The following is a 16,715-nucleotide window of genomic DNA, read 5'->3' on the forward strand; positions in this document are numbered from 1 at the left end:
CAGCATCAATAGTTACTGAACCATTAGCTGGATTCGTATTAGCAGTTACTGTTTGGTTATCACCTTCAAAATCTTCATCGTTAGTTAATACATTACCAGAGACTGGTTGTCCAACAAACGTATTGTTTATGTCAGTGATTGCATCAGTACAGTTAGAAAGAATTTCTGCAGATAAAGTAGTAGAACATTCATTAGCGTCTAATACTATTATAGAGTAATTACCCGCTGCTAAATCATTTATCGTAGCGTTTGATGTATATGTCGTACCACCATCAATAGAGTATGTATAAGGTAAAGAACCTCCAGAAACGGCAATATTTATAGTACCCGTAGCTTCTGTTGAACATAAAATATTAGTTACAGAATCAATTGATGCAGTTAAGACAGGTTGATTTACAGTGATAACTTGAGTATGAGATGTTGTCAAATCACAAGCATCGGTAGCAATCCATTCTCTTGTTATTGTTTGGTTTCCGGTACAAATATCTCCAACAATTTCTTCATTAAAAGTAACTATGGCATCTCCACAATTATCAGTAGCTGTTAAAACAGCAGCATCAGGAATATTACTTCCATCTACTGTAATATTATTTGGTAAAGTCTCGACAAACGTAGGAGGTGTGGTGTCCTGAACATTTATGGTCAAAGTTCTTGTTGTCTCATTTCCGCAATCATCGGTTGCAATCCAAGTTCTTTCTAATGTATAAGTATTTGGACAATCACCATCAGTTCTTATTTCGTTAAAAGTTACAGTTGTATCACTACAGTTGTCAGTTGCTGTAAGTACTTCTGCATCTTCTAAATCACTACATTCAAGTGTTATTTCATCTGAAATAGTGCTAGGATTTGTGTAATTTGAAATACAAGCAAACTCTATATTGTGTTGTCTTCCAGAGCCTGAGACATTAGCTTTTCTTGCAACAACACCTACTCTAAATTTAAATGAAGATGTATTTGTGTTTCTAGTTGTAATATTTGCTTGTGGATATGTATTAGTAACACCTGTATACTCAGTTGTTCCAGCTGTTGCCACAATCCAAGGACCTTCTTCTGTAATCGTTAAGTCAGTTGGGTCATTTACGGTATAGCTATTTGTAAATTGTGTCCAATTTACCTCTCCATAATTTGTATTTCCATCAATATCACTATAAGTAGTATAAAACTCGGCTATAGGTGTTGGTTGATTATTTGAATTGTCTATAAAATCTATTTGATACTCAACGTAAGCTCTATCTCCATTATTAGCTATACTAAATGCAGTTCTTGGTCTAAAAGAGTCAACACTACCACTTGAATTGTCATCTAATAATGGTACAGTTGTATTTACAGTTGCTAAAATTGTAATAATAGCGTCTACACCAGGCGAAACATTAGTGTATCTAAATTTTTCACCTTGTAAAAAAGTATTATTATTTCCGTCACCTAAAACTTCTGTATAATTTGAGAAACTTAAAACTGGCACACCAACGCAAGAGGGTTGATCGTTATTATTGTCAGCAGGGAATCCATCAAATGTTGGGCCAACAGTATCTTCTATTGTGAAAGTAGCTGTAGTTGAAGATGAATTTCCACAAGCGTCAGAAGCAGTAAAAGTAACTGTAGTAAATCCTGTTGCACCACAATCATCACTAAAGTTACTATAATTATTTGACCATGTTACAGCACCACAATTATCCGTAGCAGTAGCACTACCATTGGTAGCTAACCAATTATTAAATGCAGCTTGACTATTTTGATCACATTGAACTGTAAAGTCAAAAGCATTTGTATCTATAACTGGAGCTGTAGTATCTTTAACTGTGATTATTTGAACATAATTAGCAATTGTACGTCCACAAGAATCAGTAAAATTCCAAGTATTAGTATATGTACCTAAGGTTGGACAATTATTAGAAGGAACAAAATTACCTGAAGTTTTGATTGGAGTTAAACCTGGACATGAAGATACAGGTGCTAACGCTTGAGCGTTACTTAAAGCTGTTGGATTGTTACATTCTATTTCTCGATCTAAAGCAGAAGCAGCAGTTACCCATGTTGCAGGAGCTGGAGCAGCAATATTTACAGTTGTACTTAGCTCGTTACCAATACCACAACTATTTATTCCATTGGAGCTTCCAGTGGTGATATCTTTTGGATTTATTTGCCCAATGTATGTTGCTACTAAATTAGAGTTTAACGTACTAGAACAGCTATTTTGCAAATAGTAGCAATTATCGTAAACCGAGACGTTATAATTTAGATTTAGACTAATACCTGAGTCTAATAGTCCGTTAGGAACGGTAAATTTTAAGGCTCTTGTTGTTGTATTGTAAGTGTAAGTTACACCTGTAGGTAATCCAGTTATAGGTTGGATTAACTCGGTGTTATTTGGTATAATCGTAGTTAAAGTAACACTGTTGGCATTATCATTACCAATATTTGAAACATTTGCAGTATAGGTAACCGTTTGTGCACTATTAGAAGGTGTAATAGTGGCTGGTGTCGCTGTAAAAATAGTTTGTAAATCTGGTTGATATATTTCAACAGAAAAACCTAAAACAAATAAGCCATAGGTTTCTTGATTAGATGTTAATCTAAGTGTAGTAGAAGTTTGGTTATTAGTTAATAACGAATTACCAGGATTACTTAAAGGGAAAACAGCAGCATCAAAACCTAGGGTATTAGTACTTGCTGGATTCCTGTCAGTAAAATTATTTGCTCCATTACTTGGTCCTACAGTAATTCTACTATTAAAAAAGTTGTTAGAATCTCTTAATGGTGCAGATATATCAACAAACGTATTAGAGGTATTTAATATTTGTAAACGGTCTCCAGTCAAAGATCTATCTCCTTCAAGCGCTCCAATAACAATGTCAGATCTAACAATACCATTTGGTACAGTTTGAAATCCAGAAATATTAATATCAAAATTATTTTGGCTACTAGTAACGTTAGCGTAACCATCAAAAAGTGTTATATTTCTAGCTTTTAATTTGTCACTTTTATAGACCATAATGACCTGCCATCCACCAGATGTACCAGTGTTGGTGTTTTCATGAGAGACTAAAAAACCAGTTTTAGCTTCTACATTGGCAACTTGATATTTACCAAAAGGAATTCCTAAATTTTTAACACTATTAGTTATGTCCTTAACGCATACGTAAGGGTCATTATTTAAATGTGGATTTTGATTTTTACCTCTATATATTACCTCGTCTGCATTTATGGTAGTATAGGTGGTTTGACCTGGAAGCATCAATTTTACATTGTTGTAATTCCAGTTTGGTTGATTTTCGGTTTCAATTCCAACAACGTCAATTCCTTTATCTGCAGCTGCCCAGTACAATAGTACTTTTTCAATCTGTAAACAACTATCGTTAGGATATGGATTTGTTAGATTGGCACTACTAGAGTTAAATGTACTAGCATCACTATCTATGTCAACATAAACGTTGTCCACAAAATCATGATTGTCCTGCTCTCCATTATAACTTCCTGTAGAAGTCCTGGACAACATGTTGTTACCAACCATCTTTACATCTCCAGTAATAGAGGCACTATAACGAGGTGTAAAGACTTTTTTTACTTGAGCTTGCAGACTAAAGCCAATTAAAAGGAATATTATTAATAATAACCTTTTTGTGTAATTTGTTTTCAATATATTCAAAACTTATTAGTTTAATACTCTATTTTTAATATAAATTTATTGCAGGAAAATAGCTGCCAATAGTTCACTATTGGCGCAAAGGTTAAAAAGAGAATCTTTTGTTCTCATAGTATAAACTTATTTTACTGCGTTAAATTTCATATTTTTAACTATTCATAAAAGCTAAAAAATTGCTACAGTTTAAGGGAGGTTTATCAAAAAATGATAATTGTAGGTTTTTTTTATTTACTCTATATTCAGGGATCAAAATTAATTAATAGCATAACAAAAGAAGTACGATTTACACATCAAATCAAATAAATATGTTATAGCACCTATAAAACCGATAAATGGTATTTTAAAAAACAATAAACGGATATTAAAGTACTTAAACGACAATTATGAGCAAAATTATACAATTTATTAGACATGCCAAATCTTCTTGGCAATTTAATGTGTCAGATCACGATAGGCCTTTAAAAAAAAGAGGTGTTAAAGATGCTAATTTGGTTGCTAATCACTTAATAACTAATTTCATAAAGCCTAACTTAATTTTAAGTAGTACTGCACACAGAGCAAAATTAACAGCATTGCTTTTCGTCGATGTTTTAGATTTAAAAAACATACAATTTCAGCAAAAAAAAGCACTTTATGATTTTTCTGGAGACTCAGTTTTAGAGGTCATAAATAACTGTGATGATAACGTTAATGTTTTGATGGTTTTTGGGCATAATCATGCCTTGACAAATTTATGTAATTCTCTAGGTAATACAAGCATTGACAACGTTACAACCTCAGGTTTTGTGCAAATAGAATTTGATCAAAATTCATGGAAAAACATAAAAAATGGTAACACTACAAAAATTGTCTTCCCAAAACATTTAAAATAGACAATCTAATTAGATATATTTGTAGTAAATTTTGCTGTAAATGACTAACCATATTATTGATAATAAATACATAAACAGAGAGTTAAGTTGGCTACAATTTAACCATCGTGTTTTACAAGAAGCTGCTGACGAGTCTGTACCACTTATTGAACGATTACGTTTTTTAGGAATTTTTTCTAATAATTTAGACGAATTTTTTAAAGTAAGATACGCTACCGTTAAGCGTATTGACTATGCTGGAAGAGCAGGTAAAAGTCAACTTGGTGGTATTAAAGCATCTGAGTTATTAGAGATTATTACCAATATCGTTATTAAACATCAAACCGAAAGTTTAAAGATTTTAAGTGATATTCAAAAAAAGTTAGAAGCAGAGAATATCTTCATTCTAAGAGAATCTAAAATCACAAAAGCTCAAAAACAATACCTTAGAAAGTACTTTTTAGAAAAGGTTAGTCCAGCTCTTGTTACCATAGTTTTAAATACCGAAATTAAGCTTCCTAATCTTAAAGATAGCGCAGCTTATCTAGCTGTTAACATGCATTTAAAAGATGGCGAAAATCAATATGCTTTAATTGAAATCTCTAAAAATATGGATCGTTTTATTGTGTTACCAAAAGTAGGTGATACAGATAATATTATCATGCTAGACGATTTACTTAGACTATTTTTAAACGATATTTTTAACATATTTGAGTATAATAAAATTACTGCTCACATGATTAAAATCACTAGAGATGCTGAGTTAGATTTGGACAGTGATTTGACCAAAAGTTACATGGAAAAAATCAGTGATGGAGTAAAAGAAAGACAAGAAGGTGAGCCAGTACGATTTGTTTATGATAAAACCATAGACAAAAAAACATTAGAGTTTTTAATGGACAAAATGGGTATTGATAATACGGATAGTATTATACCAGGTGGACGTTATCATAACCGAAGAGATTATATGGATTTTCCTAGTTTAGGACGTACTAATTTATTGTATGATAAAATAGTACCATTACCAGTTAAAGGTTTGAGTTTAGAAGGCAGTATTTTTGAAACAATAGCCAAAAAAGACTATTTACAATATGCACCATATAATACCTTTTCTTACGTTGTTAAGTTTTTAAGAGAAGCAGCTTTAGACCCTCAAGTTAAAGCCATTAAAATTACAATTTATAGACTAGCACAAATTTCTCACGTAGCCAGTTCATTAATAAATGCAGCAAAAAACGGTAAAAAAGTAATGGTCTCTATGGAGATTCAAGCACGTTTTGATGAGGAAGCTAATATCGCTTACGCGGAACAAATGCAGCGAGAAGGTGTACAATTAATCTTTGGAGTTCAAGGATTAAAAGTACATAGCAAAATGTGTATTATTGAAAGGGAAGAGGACAAAAAAATAAAGCGATATGGTTTTATAAGCACTGGTAACTTTAACGAGTCTACAGCTAAAATATATACTGACTACACGTTGTTTACAGCTAATCAAAAAATATTAAAAGACGTCAATAAAGTGTTTAATTTTTTTGAGGTTAATTATAAAATTTACAGATTTAAACACATTATAACATCACCACATTATACAAAAAACAAGTTTTTTAATCTTATAGATAAAGAGATTAATAATGTTAAAGATGGTAAACCTGGTTACATAAAACTTAAAATGAATAGTATATCTAACTATCCAATGATAGATAAATTATACGAAGCAAGTCAAGCTGGAGTTAAAATACAAATGATTGTTCGTGGTATTTGTTGCTTGGTTCCAGGAGTAAAAGGAATAAGTGAAAATATAGAAGTAATAAGTATTGTCGATAAGTTTTTAGAGCATACAAGACTATACGTCTTTTGTAATAACAACAATCCATTGGTATATATATCGTCTGCAGACTTTATGACCAGAAATATCGAAAACAGGGTAGAAGTAAGCTGTCCTATTTATGATAATGATATCAAGGAAGAATTGATAGATACATTTCATATTTGTTGGAATGATAATGTTAAAGCTAGAATATTAAATAAAGCACAAAACAATACCTACAAACGTAATGACAAACCTAAATACAGATCTCAATTTGAAGCTTACACGTATTTAAAAAATAAATTAGATGCTTAAAATCCAAAAATATGCTGCAATAGACATTGGATCTAATGCTGTTAGATTATTAATATCTAATATTGTTGAAGAAAAAGGCAGTGACACAAGATTTAAAAAAAGTTCATTAGTAAGGGTTCCAGTGCGTTTAGGTGCAGATGTTTTTATAAATGAAGAAATATCGGAAAACAATGTACATCGTATGCTACAAACCATGCAAGCTTTTAAATTACTTATGGAAACTCATGGTGTAGTAAAATATAAAGCGTGTGCAACTTCTGCAATGCGTGAAGCAAATAATGGTAAAGATGTTGCAAAATTAATTAAGAAAAAAACAGGAATTCAGATTGATATTATTGAAGGTGAAGAAGAAGCAGCTATTATAGCAGCTACAGATTTACAATCGTATATTGATGTAAATAAAAACTATTTATATGTAGATGTAGGAGGTGGTAGCACTGAATTTTCTGTAATTGTCAAAGGTGAAAAAATAGCCTCTAAATCATTTAAGATTGGTACTGTTAGACTACTTAATGATATGGTTAAAAAGGAAGCTTGGATTGAGTTAGAACAATGGATAAAGCAACAAACCACAACTTATGATAAGATAGAGGTAATTGGCTCAGGTGGTAATATTAACAAGATATTTAAAGTGTCTGGTAAAGCTATGGGTAAACCGTTATCTTACTTTTATTTGACGTCTTATTACAATATGTTACAAACGTATTCATATGAAGAGCGTATCTCTATATTAGATTTAAATCAAGATAGGGCAGACGTTATCATTCCTGCCACACGTATATATCTGTCTGCCATGAAGTGGAGTGGAGCTAAAGATATTTATGTACCAAAAATAGGATTGGCAGACGGAATCATAAAAAGTATGTATAATGATACCGTTTCTAGCCATACAAAGTTAAAATAATACACTTTATCTATTTATTACTTTCTATTACTTAAAAAAAAATTATATTTACTTTTACAAAACTTAACTCAAAAAAACCAACTAAATTTTTCAAAATATGAAAAAAACTATTTTACTATTAACGTTTGTATTAGCTTCTTTTTACGGATTTTCTCAAGACGCTTTGTATGGTGTAAGAGCTGGATACAATATATCTAATTTAGATTTTGATCCCGAAGTTCCAACAGGAGTTGAAAATGCACATAGAAATGGATTTTTTATAGGATTTTTTGGAGAGTATAGTCTTTCTAAATCTTTTTCTTTTGCACCAGAAGTACAATTCTCTGCAGAAGGAGCAAAAGACCAAGAGCTACGTATTAACTACATTCAAGTACCATTATTTTTTAAATATAAAATTGGACAAAGTTTATCTATTGGTCTAGGTCCTCAAGCTAGTTTAAAAGGTCACTCTTATGAAGATGGATTACAAAACTTAGGTTTTTCTGCTTTAGGTGGATTAGAATATATGATTTCTGACGAGTTTTTTATTGACTTCAGATATTCTTACGGATTAACTAATGTTATTGATGATAACGCGATTGGTTTAGAAGCTAAAAACACAAATATGCAAATAGGTGTAGGAGTTAAATTCTAATGCCTGTATTAACAACATAAAAAAAGCCAATTCTATTAGAATTGGCTTTTTTTTTATAGCTTTTGATTAACCATGTTAACCATGAATAGTTTCTTTTTTACTTAGATTAACCATTATTTCAGCTTCGAACTCAAGTAAATCATTCCATTTTTTATCTACCTCTTTGCGGTCTCCATATTGTCTTGCAAAACCTAAAAACATGGTGTAATGATTAGCTTCACTGACCATTAATTTACGGTAAAATTCGGCTAAAGATTTATCTTCCAATTCTTCAGATAACAATCTAAAGCGTTCGCAACTTCTAGCTTCAATTAAAGCAGCATAAAGTAACCTGTGGACTAATTGTGTTGTTCTACTTCCTCCTTTAGGAAAAAAGGTTATAAGCTGTAATACATAATCATCTTTGCGGTCACGACCTAAAACCCATCCATTTTTTAGTATTAAATCATGGACCATTTTAAAATGGCTTATCTCTTCCTTAACTAAGGCTACCATTTCTTGTACTAATTCTGTATATTCCGGAAAACTAACAATTAATGAGATAGCAGTACTCGTTGCTTTTTGTTCGCAATATGCATGATCTGTTAAAATGTCTTCAATGTTTTTTTCTACAATATTAACCCATCTTGGATCGGTTGGTAATTTTAGTCCTAGCATAATTTTGTTAGTTGTTAACTCTTTCTTTCTATGGTATAATCCCCAAGTGTATTAATTGCTATGCTATAAGTATTACAATCCTTAGTGTTTGGTATGCATTGGGAAGCAATTAAATGTAAAGTGTTAGTTTGTAAAGATTTTAATTGGTCAACATAAATTTCAGTAGTAACGTAGTTCATACTATTTTCTAATAAAAATTGTTCAATAATATTATTTTTGAAAATAATTTTATCGTTTTTAAAAACTTCAATTTCTGAAATTACTTCTCTATAATAATGTTTAGACTTTATGACGTTTTCTGAGGTATAACCTAAAACAGAATGATTCATATCTGTATAATTTTTAATTTTAACCCTATAGCCATTACTTAAAATAGTATCAGTGGTGGATTCTGTATACGCTTCCGGAAAAAAGGTTACTTGTGTCTTATAGGATTGTAGCATGTTACTTTCAGTAAGTAATTGTGTCTTGGATTTTTTAACACGATCACGTCCATCGCAACTTAAAAATGCGACAATTACAACAAGTAATATTACTGCTAATTTATTCATGATTAAACATCTAAGTCAAAGGTTTTACGTAGCAGCTCTAAGTTAGGGTTTTTTTCTTTAAGCTTTTCATATTTTTCAATAGGTGTATAAGCGTATTTAGTATCCAACTCTTCATTAACGGTTATATCTAAAGCAATGTCGTAGTTTTTTAAGTTTTTTCTTAAATAGGACATCAAGTCAAAGGATTGTCTTTCGACTTCAACTTTATTTGTAGCGTTTGGAAACGTCAATTTAATTGAAAATCCATCTTCTGCCAACGTTGGTTTATCAATGGATAGGATAGAGGCTAAATTAAATTTACCTTCTTTTTCTATTTGATGTACAAAAGCATTCCAAACTTCAGTTAATTCATCTTGATTAAAAGGTTCTCTTGGTAAATTTTCCTCATCAACAACAACATCTAATTGTTTTATTTGATGTTCTTTTTTAGCTCTAATACTTTTTAAGGATAAACCTGAAGTTCTTTTTTTACTAGAAGCAATACCATTTTCCAAGACAATTTTAGGTTTGGTTGGTTCTGCTTGCTTTTGTAATTCAGGATTAACTTTTGTGTTGTTTTGTTGAGATACAGATGTGTTTTCAACATGAACCGGTTTTACTACCTTAATAGGTTTAATTCCTATTTTTTTAAAGTATGAAGGTGGTATTATGAACCGACTGCTATTTTTTTTTTCTCCATCAAAAGTGATAGAGGCAAGTTGCATTAGTGTTAGTTCAACTAACAGTCGTTGGTTTTTACTGCTTTTATATTTTAAATCGCAATCATTAGCTAGATTAATACCTTTTATTAAAAAGTCTTGTTCCGCTTTTTTAGATTGCTCTAAATATTTATTTTTAGTATCATCTCCAACTTCAAGTAACTCAATAGTTGATGGATTTTTGCAAACTAGTAAATCTCTAAAGTGAGAGGCTAAACCTGCTATATAGTGATGTCCATCAAAACCTTTTGCCAACGTTTTATTAAATTGAATTAAAAGTTTTGGAATTTTGTTTTCTAAAATGTAATCTGTACTTTCAAAATAGGTTTCGTAGTCTAAAACATTTAAATTTTCTGTAACCGATTGTCGTGTCAGGTCTTTACCAGAAAAACTTACAACTCTATCAAAAATAGATAAAGCATCACGCATAGCTCCATCCGCTTTTTGAGCGATAATATGTAAAGCATCATCTTCAGCATTTATACCTTGCTCTTCAGCGATGTATTTTAAATAATTTTTAGCATCCTTAACAGTTATACGTTTGAAATCAAAAATTTGACAACGAGATAGTATCGTTGGTATAATTTTATGTTTTTCTGTAGTTGCTAAAATAAAAATACAATGTTTTGGTGGCTCTTCTAATGTTTTTAAAAAAGCATTAAAAGCAGCCTGAGATAACATGTGGACCTCGTCAATAATATAGACTTTATATTTTCCAACTTGTGGCGGAATCCTAACTTGGTCTGTTAAGTTTCTGATATCGTCTACCGAGTTGTTTGACGCAGCATCTAATTCAAAAATATTAAACGCATAGTCTTCTTCACCTGTTTCGTTATCATCACTATTAATCATTTTAGCCAAAATACGTGCACAACTTGTTTTTCCAACACCTCTTGGTCCAGTAAAAAGTAGTGCTTGTGCCAAATGATTATTTTCAATAGCATTAAGTAAAGTATTAGTAATAGCAGTTTGGCCTACAACATCCTTAAAGGTTTGTGGTCTGTATTTTCTTGCTGATACTACAAAATGCTCCATGACTAATTATTGAACAACAAATTTAAAAAATAGCAGGTTAATTAGGAAGTCTTAGCCTTGATTTTATTTATAGTTATCAACAAATTTAAAATACAGGTAATGGTTAAAAGTATTTAAAGTTTCTAGCTTTAAAAATGTTTAGTTTGTTGTAATTTTGCAGCAGTAAATCGCCTTATCGCTTTAAATTTATTTTAAAGAGGAAAGTCCGGACACCATAGTGTAATCATAGTGGCTAACAGCCATCCATCGAGAGGTGAGGAAAAGTGCAACAGAAAGTATGTACAGGTCATGCTGTAGTGAAACCAGGTAAACTCTATGAGGTGCAATACCATGTATACTAACGTTTGAGCGTGCACGCGCGATTGTTAGAGGGTAGGTAGCTAAAGCGTGTTGGTAACAGCAAGCTCAGATAAATGATAAGGGCTCTTTAGGGAGTACAAAATCCGGCTTATAGATTTACTTATTTATAAAAAAAACCATCTATTATAGATGGTTTTTTTGTTTATTCTTCTTCGTCTGACGCTTCATTCTCAAAAAAGCTAAATACATTTCCGCCATAACTTTTGGAACGTACAAACTGTTTTAAGTTTGATAAGTCTGTATGCTTGGAATGTTCTATTATTAATAATCCTTCAGACTCTAAAAGGTTATTTTCAAATACAAGCTCTGGTATTTTAGAAAAGGCTTCTTCTGTAAAGTCGTATGGTGGATCTGCAAAAATGATTGTATGTTGCTGTTTAGTTTTTTCTAAAAACTTAAAAACATCACTTTTTATGGTTTGTATATCCATTTCAAAACTTTCAGCAGTTTCATTAATAAATTTTATACAACCATAATCTTGGTCAACACACAAAATCTCTTGTGTACCTCTAGAAGCAAACTCATAACTTATGTTACCTGTTCCTGCAAATAAGTCTAATACAGAAACATCATCAAAGTAAAATTGATTATTAAGTATATTAAACAAAGCTTCCTTAGCCATATCTGTTGTAGGCCTAACAGGTAGCTTTTTAGGTGCTGTAATTCTTCGTCCTTTAAATTGTCCTGATACAATGCGCATTATAAGCTTTTTAGTAAGGTGAAATATGAGTAATTTGTTGTTGGTGTCTTTGTAAAATTATAGGTATCCATTCTATTTCCAAAAGATACGTTTCGGATGTATTTATAAGTGATGTTATATAAATCATCTTCTTTATTAATTAATCCTAGTAAAACTAGTTGTAGCGTTTCTGGATTAAGCTGTAATTGTTCTAAAGTAAATAAAAGGTAATAAATGTAATCTTCTTTTGTATGATATTCAAAGGTGTTATAAAGTAGTAATCCACCTTCTTTAATAGCTATTATTTCAAAGTTATTAGTATCTATATTTACGTAAACTTTAGTCACGCTAGAATGCTTTTCTTTAACTAATAATTGTTCTATTAATATAGTAGAGAAGTGCTTGTATGTAAAACTACCATATTTATCAAATATATAGTTGTTTATATTAGTAAACGGAACATAAATATTAACGCTTTCATTGGTGATAATCTCGTCAAAAGTAATAAAGTCAGTTTTTAAAATCTTGGTATTAAATTTTAAATAATCTGCTAAATAATCTTCTTTAAACAATGCTTTTGGTACTAAGGTGGACCAATCATTAACATGTATTATGTTAATTGAGGAGAAGTTTTGATTTAAAATTTCTTCTGTATTAAAAAGGTGTATTACTGCGTCTAGAAGTTCTGTTGGTGTTTTTTTTATACTAAATACCTGAGATTTTAACTCGATAATGGTTTTAGTATCTGGGTTTAAAACACAAAAAGAAAGTCCACTCAAACTAATTTGAATGGACAGTTCTAGGTTGGTTAAATGATTATATTCCTTATTCGTTTGAGCCATAAGTTTTAGGCCAGTTTCCAATTGTTTTAGCAGAACTCATAGATCCTACACGTAAAGCATCACCATTAACACCTTCAACAGATATTACTTGGTTTTCTTTAAGAACTAAATTTTTATCTTGATCAAAAAGGATATCGTCTTTTTTAACAAATGCTTCAAAAACAGGAATTTTATTACCATTTTCATCTTCAATTTCTCCAGCATCCATAGTAAACTTAGTACCATCTTTACCTACAGGAACATTCATCATTTGCTTATATCTATCTGATCCTTTAAATAATCTTTCTTTAACAGATTCAAATCCAATAGTATCAGTGATAACAATATCTTTATAAGACGTTACACCACCATAAGCTTTAGTTCTTTCTTCATCAACAACACTTGAGTCTCTTCTTTCAACAATAGTAAATTTACCATTTTCGATAAATTTAATTAAAGAGTCGTAACTTTTAGTAAACTTACCAGTTACAGTTCTGTGTGCTAATTGAGAATCTCTAATATCAATTAAACGGTTAATAGCTGAAGCGTATCTTTTTTCTTTTAATTGATTAAATTTTATCTCACCATAAACAGAGTTAAAAGTTAAATATCCTAAAAAGATAATAAGGCCCCAAAGCGCAATAGTAATAAAAGGTTTTGCTTTTGTTGGAACAAATTTATCAATAAGCCAAACAATTAAAATGGTTAATAGGATTGCTCCAATTATAATAAGTGCTAATTTCATAGTGATTTATTAAATTTAATTAAGGTCTGTGACAAATCTACAATTTTTTTTTATTCGTAAAAACCATTGTTGGTAAAAATGATTTATATATTTGATAAAAAGTTTTCAATCCACACTATTTAATGACCAGTTCGCAATTTTATTCCCTTATAAAACAGCATTTTCCGTTTAATCCGACGTCAAAACAAGATATTTTACTTTTACAACTTTCTGAGTTTATTTTAAATGAAAGAGAAAATGGCGTGTTTTTGCTAAAAGGATACGCAGGTACAGGTAAAACCACCATTATTGGTACGATTGTAGCCAATTTATGGCAAGCAAAAAAAAGTGCTGTGTTAATGGCTCCAACAGGTCGTGCAGCAAAAGTTATCTCTAATTATTCTAAAAAAGAAGCGTTTACCATCCATAAAAAAATATATTTTCCTAAAAAGGAAAAAGGTGGTGGCGTAAAATTTGTTTTACAACCAAATAAGCATAAAGACACCATTTTTATTGTTGATGAAGCATCAATGATACCAGATTCGCCTAGCGATTCTAAACTTTTTGAAAACGGATCACTTCTGGACGATTTAATGCAGTATGTTTATCAAGGACATAGGTGTAAATTGTTACTTATTGGTGATACAGCCCAATTACCACCTGTAAAATTAGATTTAAGTCCAGCGTTAGATGAAAACACGTTGAGCTTAAACTATAATAAGTCAGTTACCAAAATGGAACTAGATGAAGTAGTACGACAAGGCGAGGATTCGGGAATATTAGAAAACGCTACGTTATTAAGAGAGACCATTGCAGGAAGTTTTTACGATAGTTTTAAATTTAACTTAAAGTCGTTTAAAGATATTGTTAGGTTAGTGGATGGATATGAAATTATGGATGCTATAAATGACTCCTATAGTAATCTAGGGTACGAAGAAACTAGTATAATAGTTAGAAGCAACAAGCGTGCTAATTTGTACAATCAACAAATACGCAGTCGTATTTTATTTAGTGAAAACGAGTTGTCTGCAGGAGATTTTTTAATGGCAGTTAAGAATAATTATTTTTGGATAAAACCAACCTCTGAGGCAGGATTTATTGCAAATGGTGATATTATTGAAGTGCTTGAAATTTTTAGCATAAAAGAATTGTATGGCTTTAGATTTGCAGAAGTAAAAGTTAGAATGGTGGATTATCCTAAAATGATACCTTTTGAAACCGTTTTGATGTTAGATACCATAGAAGCAGAAACGCCATCTTTACCCTATGAAGACTCTAATAGATTGTATCAAGAAGTCCAAAAAGACTATGAAGATGAAAGTAGTAACTATAAAAAATTTATGAAAATTAAAGGCAATAAGTACTTTAACGCACTTCAAGTTAAATTCTCTTATGCAATTACATGTCATAAATCGCAAGGTGGACAATGGAATACCGTTTTTGTAGAACAACCCTATTTGCCTAACGGAATAGACAAAGATTATTTAAGATGGTTGTATACAGCAATTACTAGAGCAAAAGAAAAATTGTATTTAATAGGTTTTAAAGACGATTTTTTTGAAGAAGACCATTAAATTATTATATTTTTATACTCCAATTTAATTCTTAGATGAAAATAATAGCAATGATTCCTGCACGATATAGTGCGACACGTTTTCCTGGTAAATTAATGAAAGATTTAAACGGAAAACCTGTAATTACGCGTACCTATGAAGCTACAGTAAACACAAATTTGTTTGATGACGTTATCGTAGTGACTGATAGTGATATCATTTTTGACGAAATTTCTAAAATTGGTGGTCATGTAATGATAAGTCAAAAAGAGCATGAGTGTGGTAGTGATCGCATTGCAGAAGCTGTAGCGGATTTAGATATTGATATTGTTATTAATGTGCAAGGTGACGAGCCTTTTACTGAAGTTGAATCGCTTAAAAAATTAATTCAAGTTTTTAAAGAAGACAAAGAACAGCAAGTTGATTTAGCATCATTAATGGTGCATATTACCGATTGGGACGAAATTAAAAACCCAAATACAGTTAAAGTAATTGTGGATCAAAATAATTTTGCATTATACTTTTCTAGAAGTCCAATACCTTATCCAAGGGATGAGACTGTATCTGTTAACTATTACAAACATAAAGGCGTATATGCTTTTAGAAAACAAGCCATATTAGATTTTTATAATTTACCAATGTTAAGCCTTGAAGCTTCAGAGAAAATTGAATGTATTAGATATTTAGAATACGGAAAACGTATTAAAATGGTCGAAACTAATGTGCAAGGTGTAGAGATTGATACTCCAGAAGATTTAGAAAGAGCAAAAAAACTATGGAAATAGATTACAGTCAAATAAAGGTCATTGGTTTTGATGCTGACGATACTTTGTGGATTAACGAAACCTATTTTAGAGATGCAGAGTTGGAGTTTGCTAAATTACTAAGCCCATTTGAAACTGCTAATAAAATAGACCAAGAGCTATTTAAAATGGAGATGAAAAATCTTCCAGTTTATGGCTATGGTGTTAAGGGCTTTGTGTTATCAATGGTCGAAATGGCTTTGGAGTTATCCAATAACACAGTCTCAAATCAAACCATATCTAGTATTTTGGACATTGGTAAAATAATGATTAATAAAGAAGTAGAGCTTTTAGAAGGTGTTGAGCAAGTATTACAACAACTGTCCAAAAAGTATAAATTAATAGTCGCTACAAAAGGTGATTTACTGGATCAAGAACGTAAACTTGAAAAGTCAGGTTTGTTAGATTATTTTCACCACATTGAAGTATTAAGTGATAAAAAAGAAGCAAACTATTCCAAACTATTAAATCATTTAGATATAAAACCTTCAGAGTTTTTAATGATAGGTAATTCTTTAAAATCTGACATACTACCATTAATTAATATTAAAGCAAGCGCTATACATGTACCCTTTCATACCACATGGTTGCATGAGCAGGTGGACGTAAATGTTAATCAGTCAAAGCAATATAAAACAATTAAAAGTCTGTTAGACTTACCAAAACTATTACAATAATTA

Annotated in this window: 13 protein-coding genes, 1 other RNA gene and 1 pseudogene; 8 read left to right on the plus strand and 7 right to left on the minus strand. The window is 30.9% G+C overall.

Annotated features, from left to right (window positions below; translation table 11 throughout):
* A pseudogene (locus tag V6251_RS00005) lies at positions 1-3,646 on the minus strand (SprB repeat-containing protein); the annotation flags it as partial.
* A gap of 380 nt (positions 3,647-4,026) precedes the next feature.
* On the opposite strand from V6251_RS00005, the gene V6251_RS00010 reads away from it, so the two are divergent.
* The 4 genes from V6251_RS00010 (at position 4,027) to V6251_RS00025 (ending at position 8,154) form a co-directional block, all read left to right on the plus strand.
* Positions 4,027-4,515, plus strand: a complete 489-nt coding sequence (locus V6251_RS00010) for a SixA phosphatase family protein (protein WP_341586429.1) — start codon at positions 4,027-4,029, stop codon at positions 4,513-4,515.
* Between the two features lie 40 nt (positions 4,516-4,555).
* Positions 4,556-6,616 (plus strand): polyphosphate kinase 1, encoded by a 2,061-nt coding sequence (ppk1, locus tag V6251_RS00015; RefSeq protein WP_341586430.1) that lies wholly within the window; start codon positions 4,556-4,558, stop codon positions 6,614-6,616.
* A complete protein-coding gene (locus V6251_RS00020) occupies positions 6,609-7,520 on the plus strand; it encodes a Ppx/GppA phosphatase family protein (protein ID WP_145001559.1) in 912 nt (303 codons plus the stop codon). Before ppk1 ends, V6251_RS00020 begins: the two co-directional genes overlap by 8 nt.
* Before the next feature lie 97 nt (positions 7,521-7,617).
* Entirely contained in the window at positions 7,618-8,154 is a 537-nt protein-coding gene (locus V6251_RS00025) for a porin family protein (protein WP_341586431.1), read from the plus strand.
* A 75-nt stretch (positions 8,155-8,229) separates the two neighbouring features.
* Here V6251_RS00025 and V6251_RS00030 read toward each other — a convergent pair whose 3' ends face one another.
* Genes V6251_RS00030 through V6251_RS00040 form a run of 3 tightly spaced genes read right to left on the minus strand, consistent with a single transcriptional unit; the run spans position 8,230 to position 11,095 of the window.
* Complete coding sequence (locus V6251_RS00030) at positions 8,230-8,811, minus strand: tRNA-(ms[2]io[6]A)-hydroxylase (RefSeq protein WP_341586432.1); 582 nt, start codon at positions 8,809-8,811, stop codon at positions 8,230-8,232.
* Positions 8,812-8,825: 14 nt separating this feature from the next.
* The gene (locus V6251_RS00035; RefSeq protein ID WP_341586433.1) at positions 8,826-9,362 is read right to left on the minus strand and encodes a hypothetical protein; all 537 of its coding nucleotides are present in this window, start codon (positions 9,360-9,362) and stop codon (positions 8,826-8,828) included.
* Between the two features lie 2 nt (positions 9,363-9,364).
* Positions 9,365-11,095: a DNA polymerase III subunit gamma/tau gene (locus tag V6251_RS00040; RefSeq protein ID WP_341586434.1), complete on the minus strand. Its 1,731-nt coding sequence runs from the start codon at positions 11,093-11,095 to the stop codon at positions 9,365-9,367.
* A 159-nt stretch (positions 11,096-11,254) separates the two neighbouring features.
* Between V6251_RS00040 and rnpB the strand changes: the two genes are divergently transcribed.
* Positions 11,255-11,562: RNase P RNA component class A (gene rnpB / locus V6251_RS00045), an RNA gene on the plus strand.
* A 35-nt stretch (positions 11,563-11,597) separates the two neighbouring features.
* Here the strand turns inward: rnpB and rsmD are convergent.
* Genes rsmD through V6251_RS00060 form a run of 3 tightly spaced genes read right to left on the minus strand, consistent with a single transcriptional unit; the run spans position 11,598 to position 13,700 of the window.
* Positions 11,598-12,155 carry a 16S rRNA (guanine(966)-N(2))-methyltransferase RsmD gene (gene rsmD / locus V6251_RS00050; protein ID WP_145001564.1) on the minus strand — a complete coding sequence of 186 codons (558 nt, stop codon included), beginning with the start codon at positions 12,153-12,155 and terminating at the stop codon, positions 11,598-11,600.
* Positions 12,155-12,976, minus strand: coding sequence for a DUF3822 family protein (locus V6251_RS00055; protein ID WP_292946004.1), 822 nt, complete (start codon positions 12,974-12,976; stop codon positions 12,155-12,157). Before V6251_RS00055 ends, rsmD begins: the two co-directional genes overlap by 1 nt.
* Positions 12,960-13,700, minus strand: coding sequence for a hypothetical protein (locus tag V6251_RS00060; protein WP_341586435.1), 741 nt, complete (start codon positions 13,698-13,700; stop codon positions 12,960-12,962). The genes V6251_RS00055 and V6251_RS00060 overlap by 17 nt, the downstream gene beginning before the upstream one ends.
* A 122-nt stretch (positions 13,701-13,822) precedes the next feature.
* On the opposite strand from V6251_RS00060, the gene V6251_RS00065 reads away from it, so the two are divergent.
* The 3 genes from V6251_RS00065 to V6251_RS00075 are packed head-to-tail and all read left to right on the plus strand — an operon-like array spanning position 13,823 to position 16,712.
* Positions 13,823-15,253 (plus strand): ATP-dependent DNA helicase, encoded by a 1,431-nt coding sequence (locus V6251_RS00065; RefSeq protein ID WP_145001566.1) that lies wholly within the window; start codon positions 13,823-13,825, stop codon positions 15,251-15,253.
* A 35-nt stretch (positions 15,254-15,288) separates the two neighbouring features.
* Positions 15,289-16,017: a 3-deoxy-manno-octulosonate cytidylyltransferase gene (gene kdsB / locus V6251_RS00070; protein WP_341586436.1), complete on the plus strand. Its 729-nt coding sequence runs from the start codon at positions 15,289-15,291 to the stop codon at positions 16,015-16,017.
* Positions 16,008-16,712: an HAD family hydrolase gene (locus V6251_RS00075; RefSeq protein ID WP_341586437.1), complete on the plus strand. Its 705-nt coding sequence runs from the start codon at positions 16,008-16,010 to the stop codon at positions 16,710-16,712. Before kdsB ends, V6251_RS00075 begins: the two co-directional genes overlap by 10 nt.
* Positions 16,713-16,715: the final 3 nt, after the last annotated feature.

Origin of the sequence: Olleya sp. Ti.3.14 (genome assembly GCF_038154885.1) — a bacterium.
In the GTDB taxonomy this organism is placed as follows: Bacteria; Bacteroidota; Bacteroidia; order Flavobacteriales; family Flavobacteriaceae; genus Olleya.

Bases quoted from the DNA above. Each gene is read 5' to 3' on its own strand.
- kdsB (WP_341586436.1), top strand. From the start codon at position 15,289: ATGAAAATAATAGCAATGATTCCTGCACGATATAGTGCGACACGTTTT.
- V6251_RS00025 (WP_341586431.1), top strand. From the start codon at position 7,618: ATGAAAAAAACTATTTTACTATTAACGTTTGTATTAGCTTCTTTTTAC.
- V6251_RS00040 (WP_341586434.1), bottom strand. From the start codon at position 11,095: ATGGAGCATTTTGTAGTATCAGCAAGAAAATACAGACCACAAACCTTT.
- rsmD (WP_145001564.1), bottom strand. From the start codon at position 12,155: ATGCGCATTGTATCAGGACAATTTAAAGGACGAAGAATTACAGCACCT.
- V6251_RS00035 (WP_341586433.1), bottom strand. From the start codon at position 9,362: ATGAATAAATTAGCAGTAATATTACTTGTTGTAATTGTCGCATTTTTA.
- V6251_RS00060 (WP_341586435.1), bottom strand. From the start codon at position 13,700: ATGAAATTAGCACTTATTATAATTGGAGCAATCCTATTAACCATTTTA.
- V6251_RS00065 (WP_145001566.1), top strand. From the start codon at position 13,823: ATGACCAGTTCGCAATTTTATTCCCTTATAAAACAGCATTTTCCGTTT.
- ppk1 (WP_341586430.1), top strand. From the start codon at position 4,556: ATGACTAACCATATTATTGATAATAAATACATAAACAGAGAGTTAAGT.
- V6251_RS00055 (WP_292946004.1), bottom strand. From the start codon at position 12,976: ATGGCTCAAACGAATAAGGAATATAATCATTTAACCAACCTAGAACTG.
- V6251_RS00030 (WP_341586432.1), bottom strand. From the start codon at position 8,811: ATGCTAGGACTAAAATTACCAACCGATCCAAGATGGGTTAATATTGTA.
- V6251_RS00010 (WP_341586429.1), top strand. From the start codon at position 4,027: ATGAGCAAAATTATACAATTTATTAGACATGCCAAATCTTCTTGGCAA.
- V6251_RS00075 (WP_341586437.1), top strand. From the start codon at position 16,008: ATGGAAATAGATTACAGTCAAATAAAGGTCATTGGTTTTGATGCTGAC.
- V6251_RS00020 (WP_145001559.1), top strand. From the start codon at position 6,609: ATGCTTAAAATCCAAAAATATGCTGCAATAGACATTGGATCTAATGCT.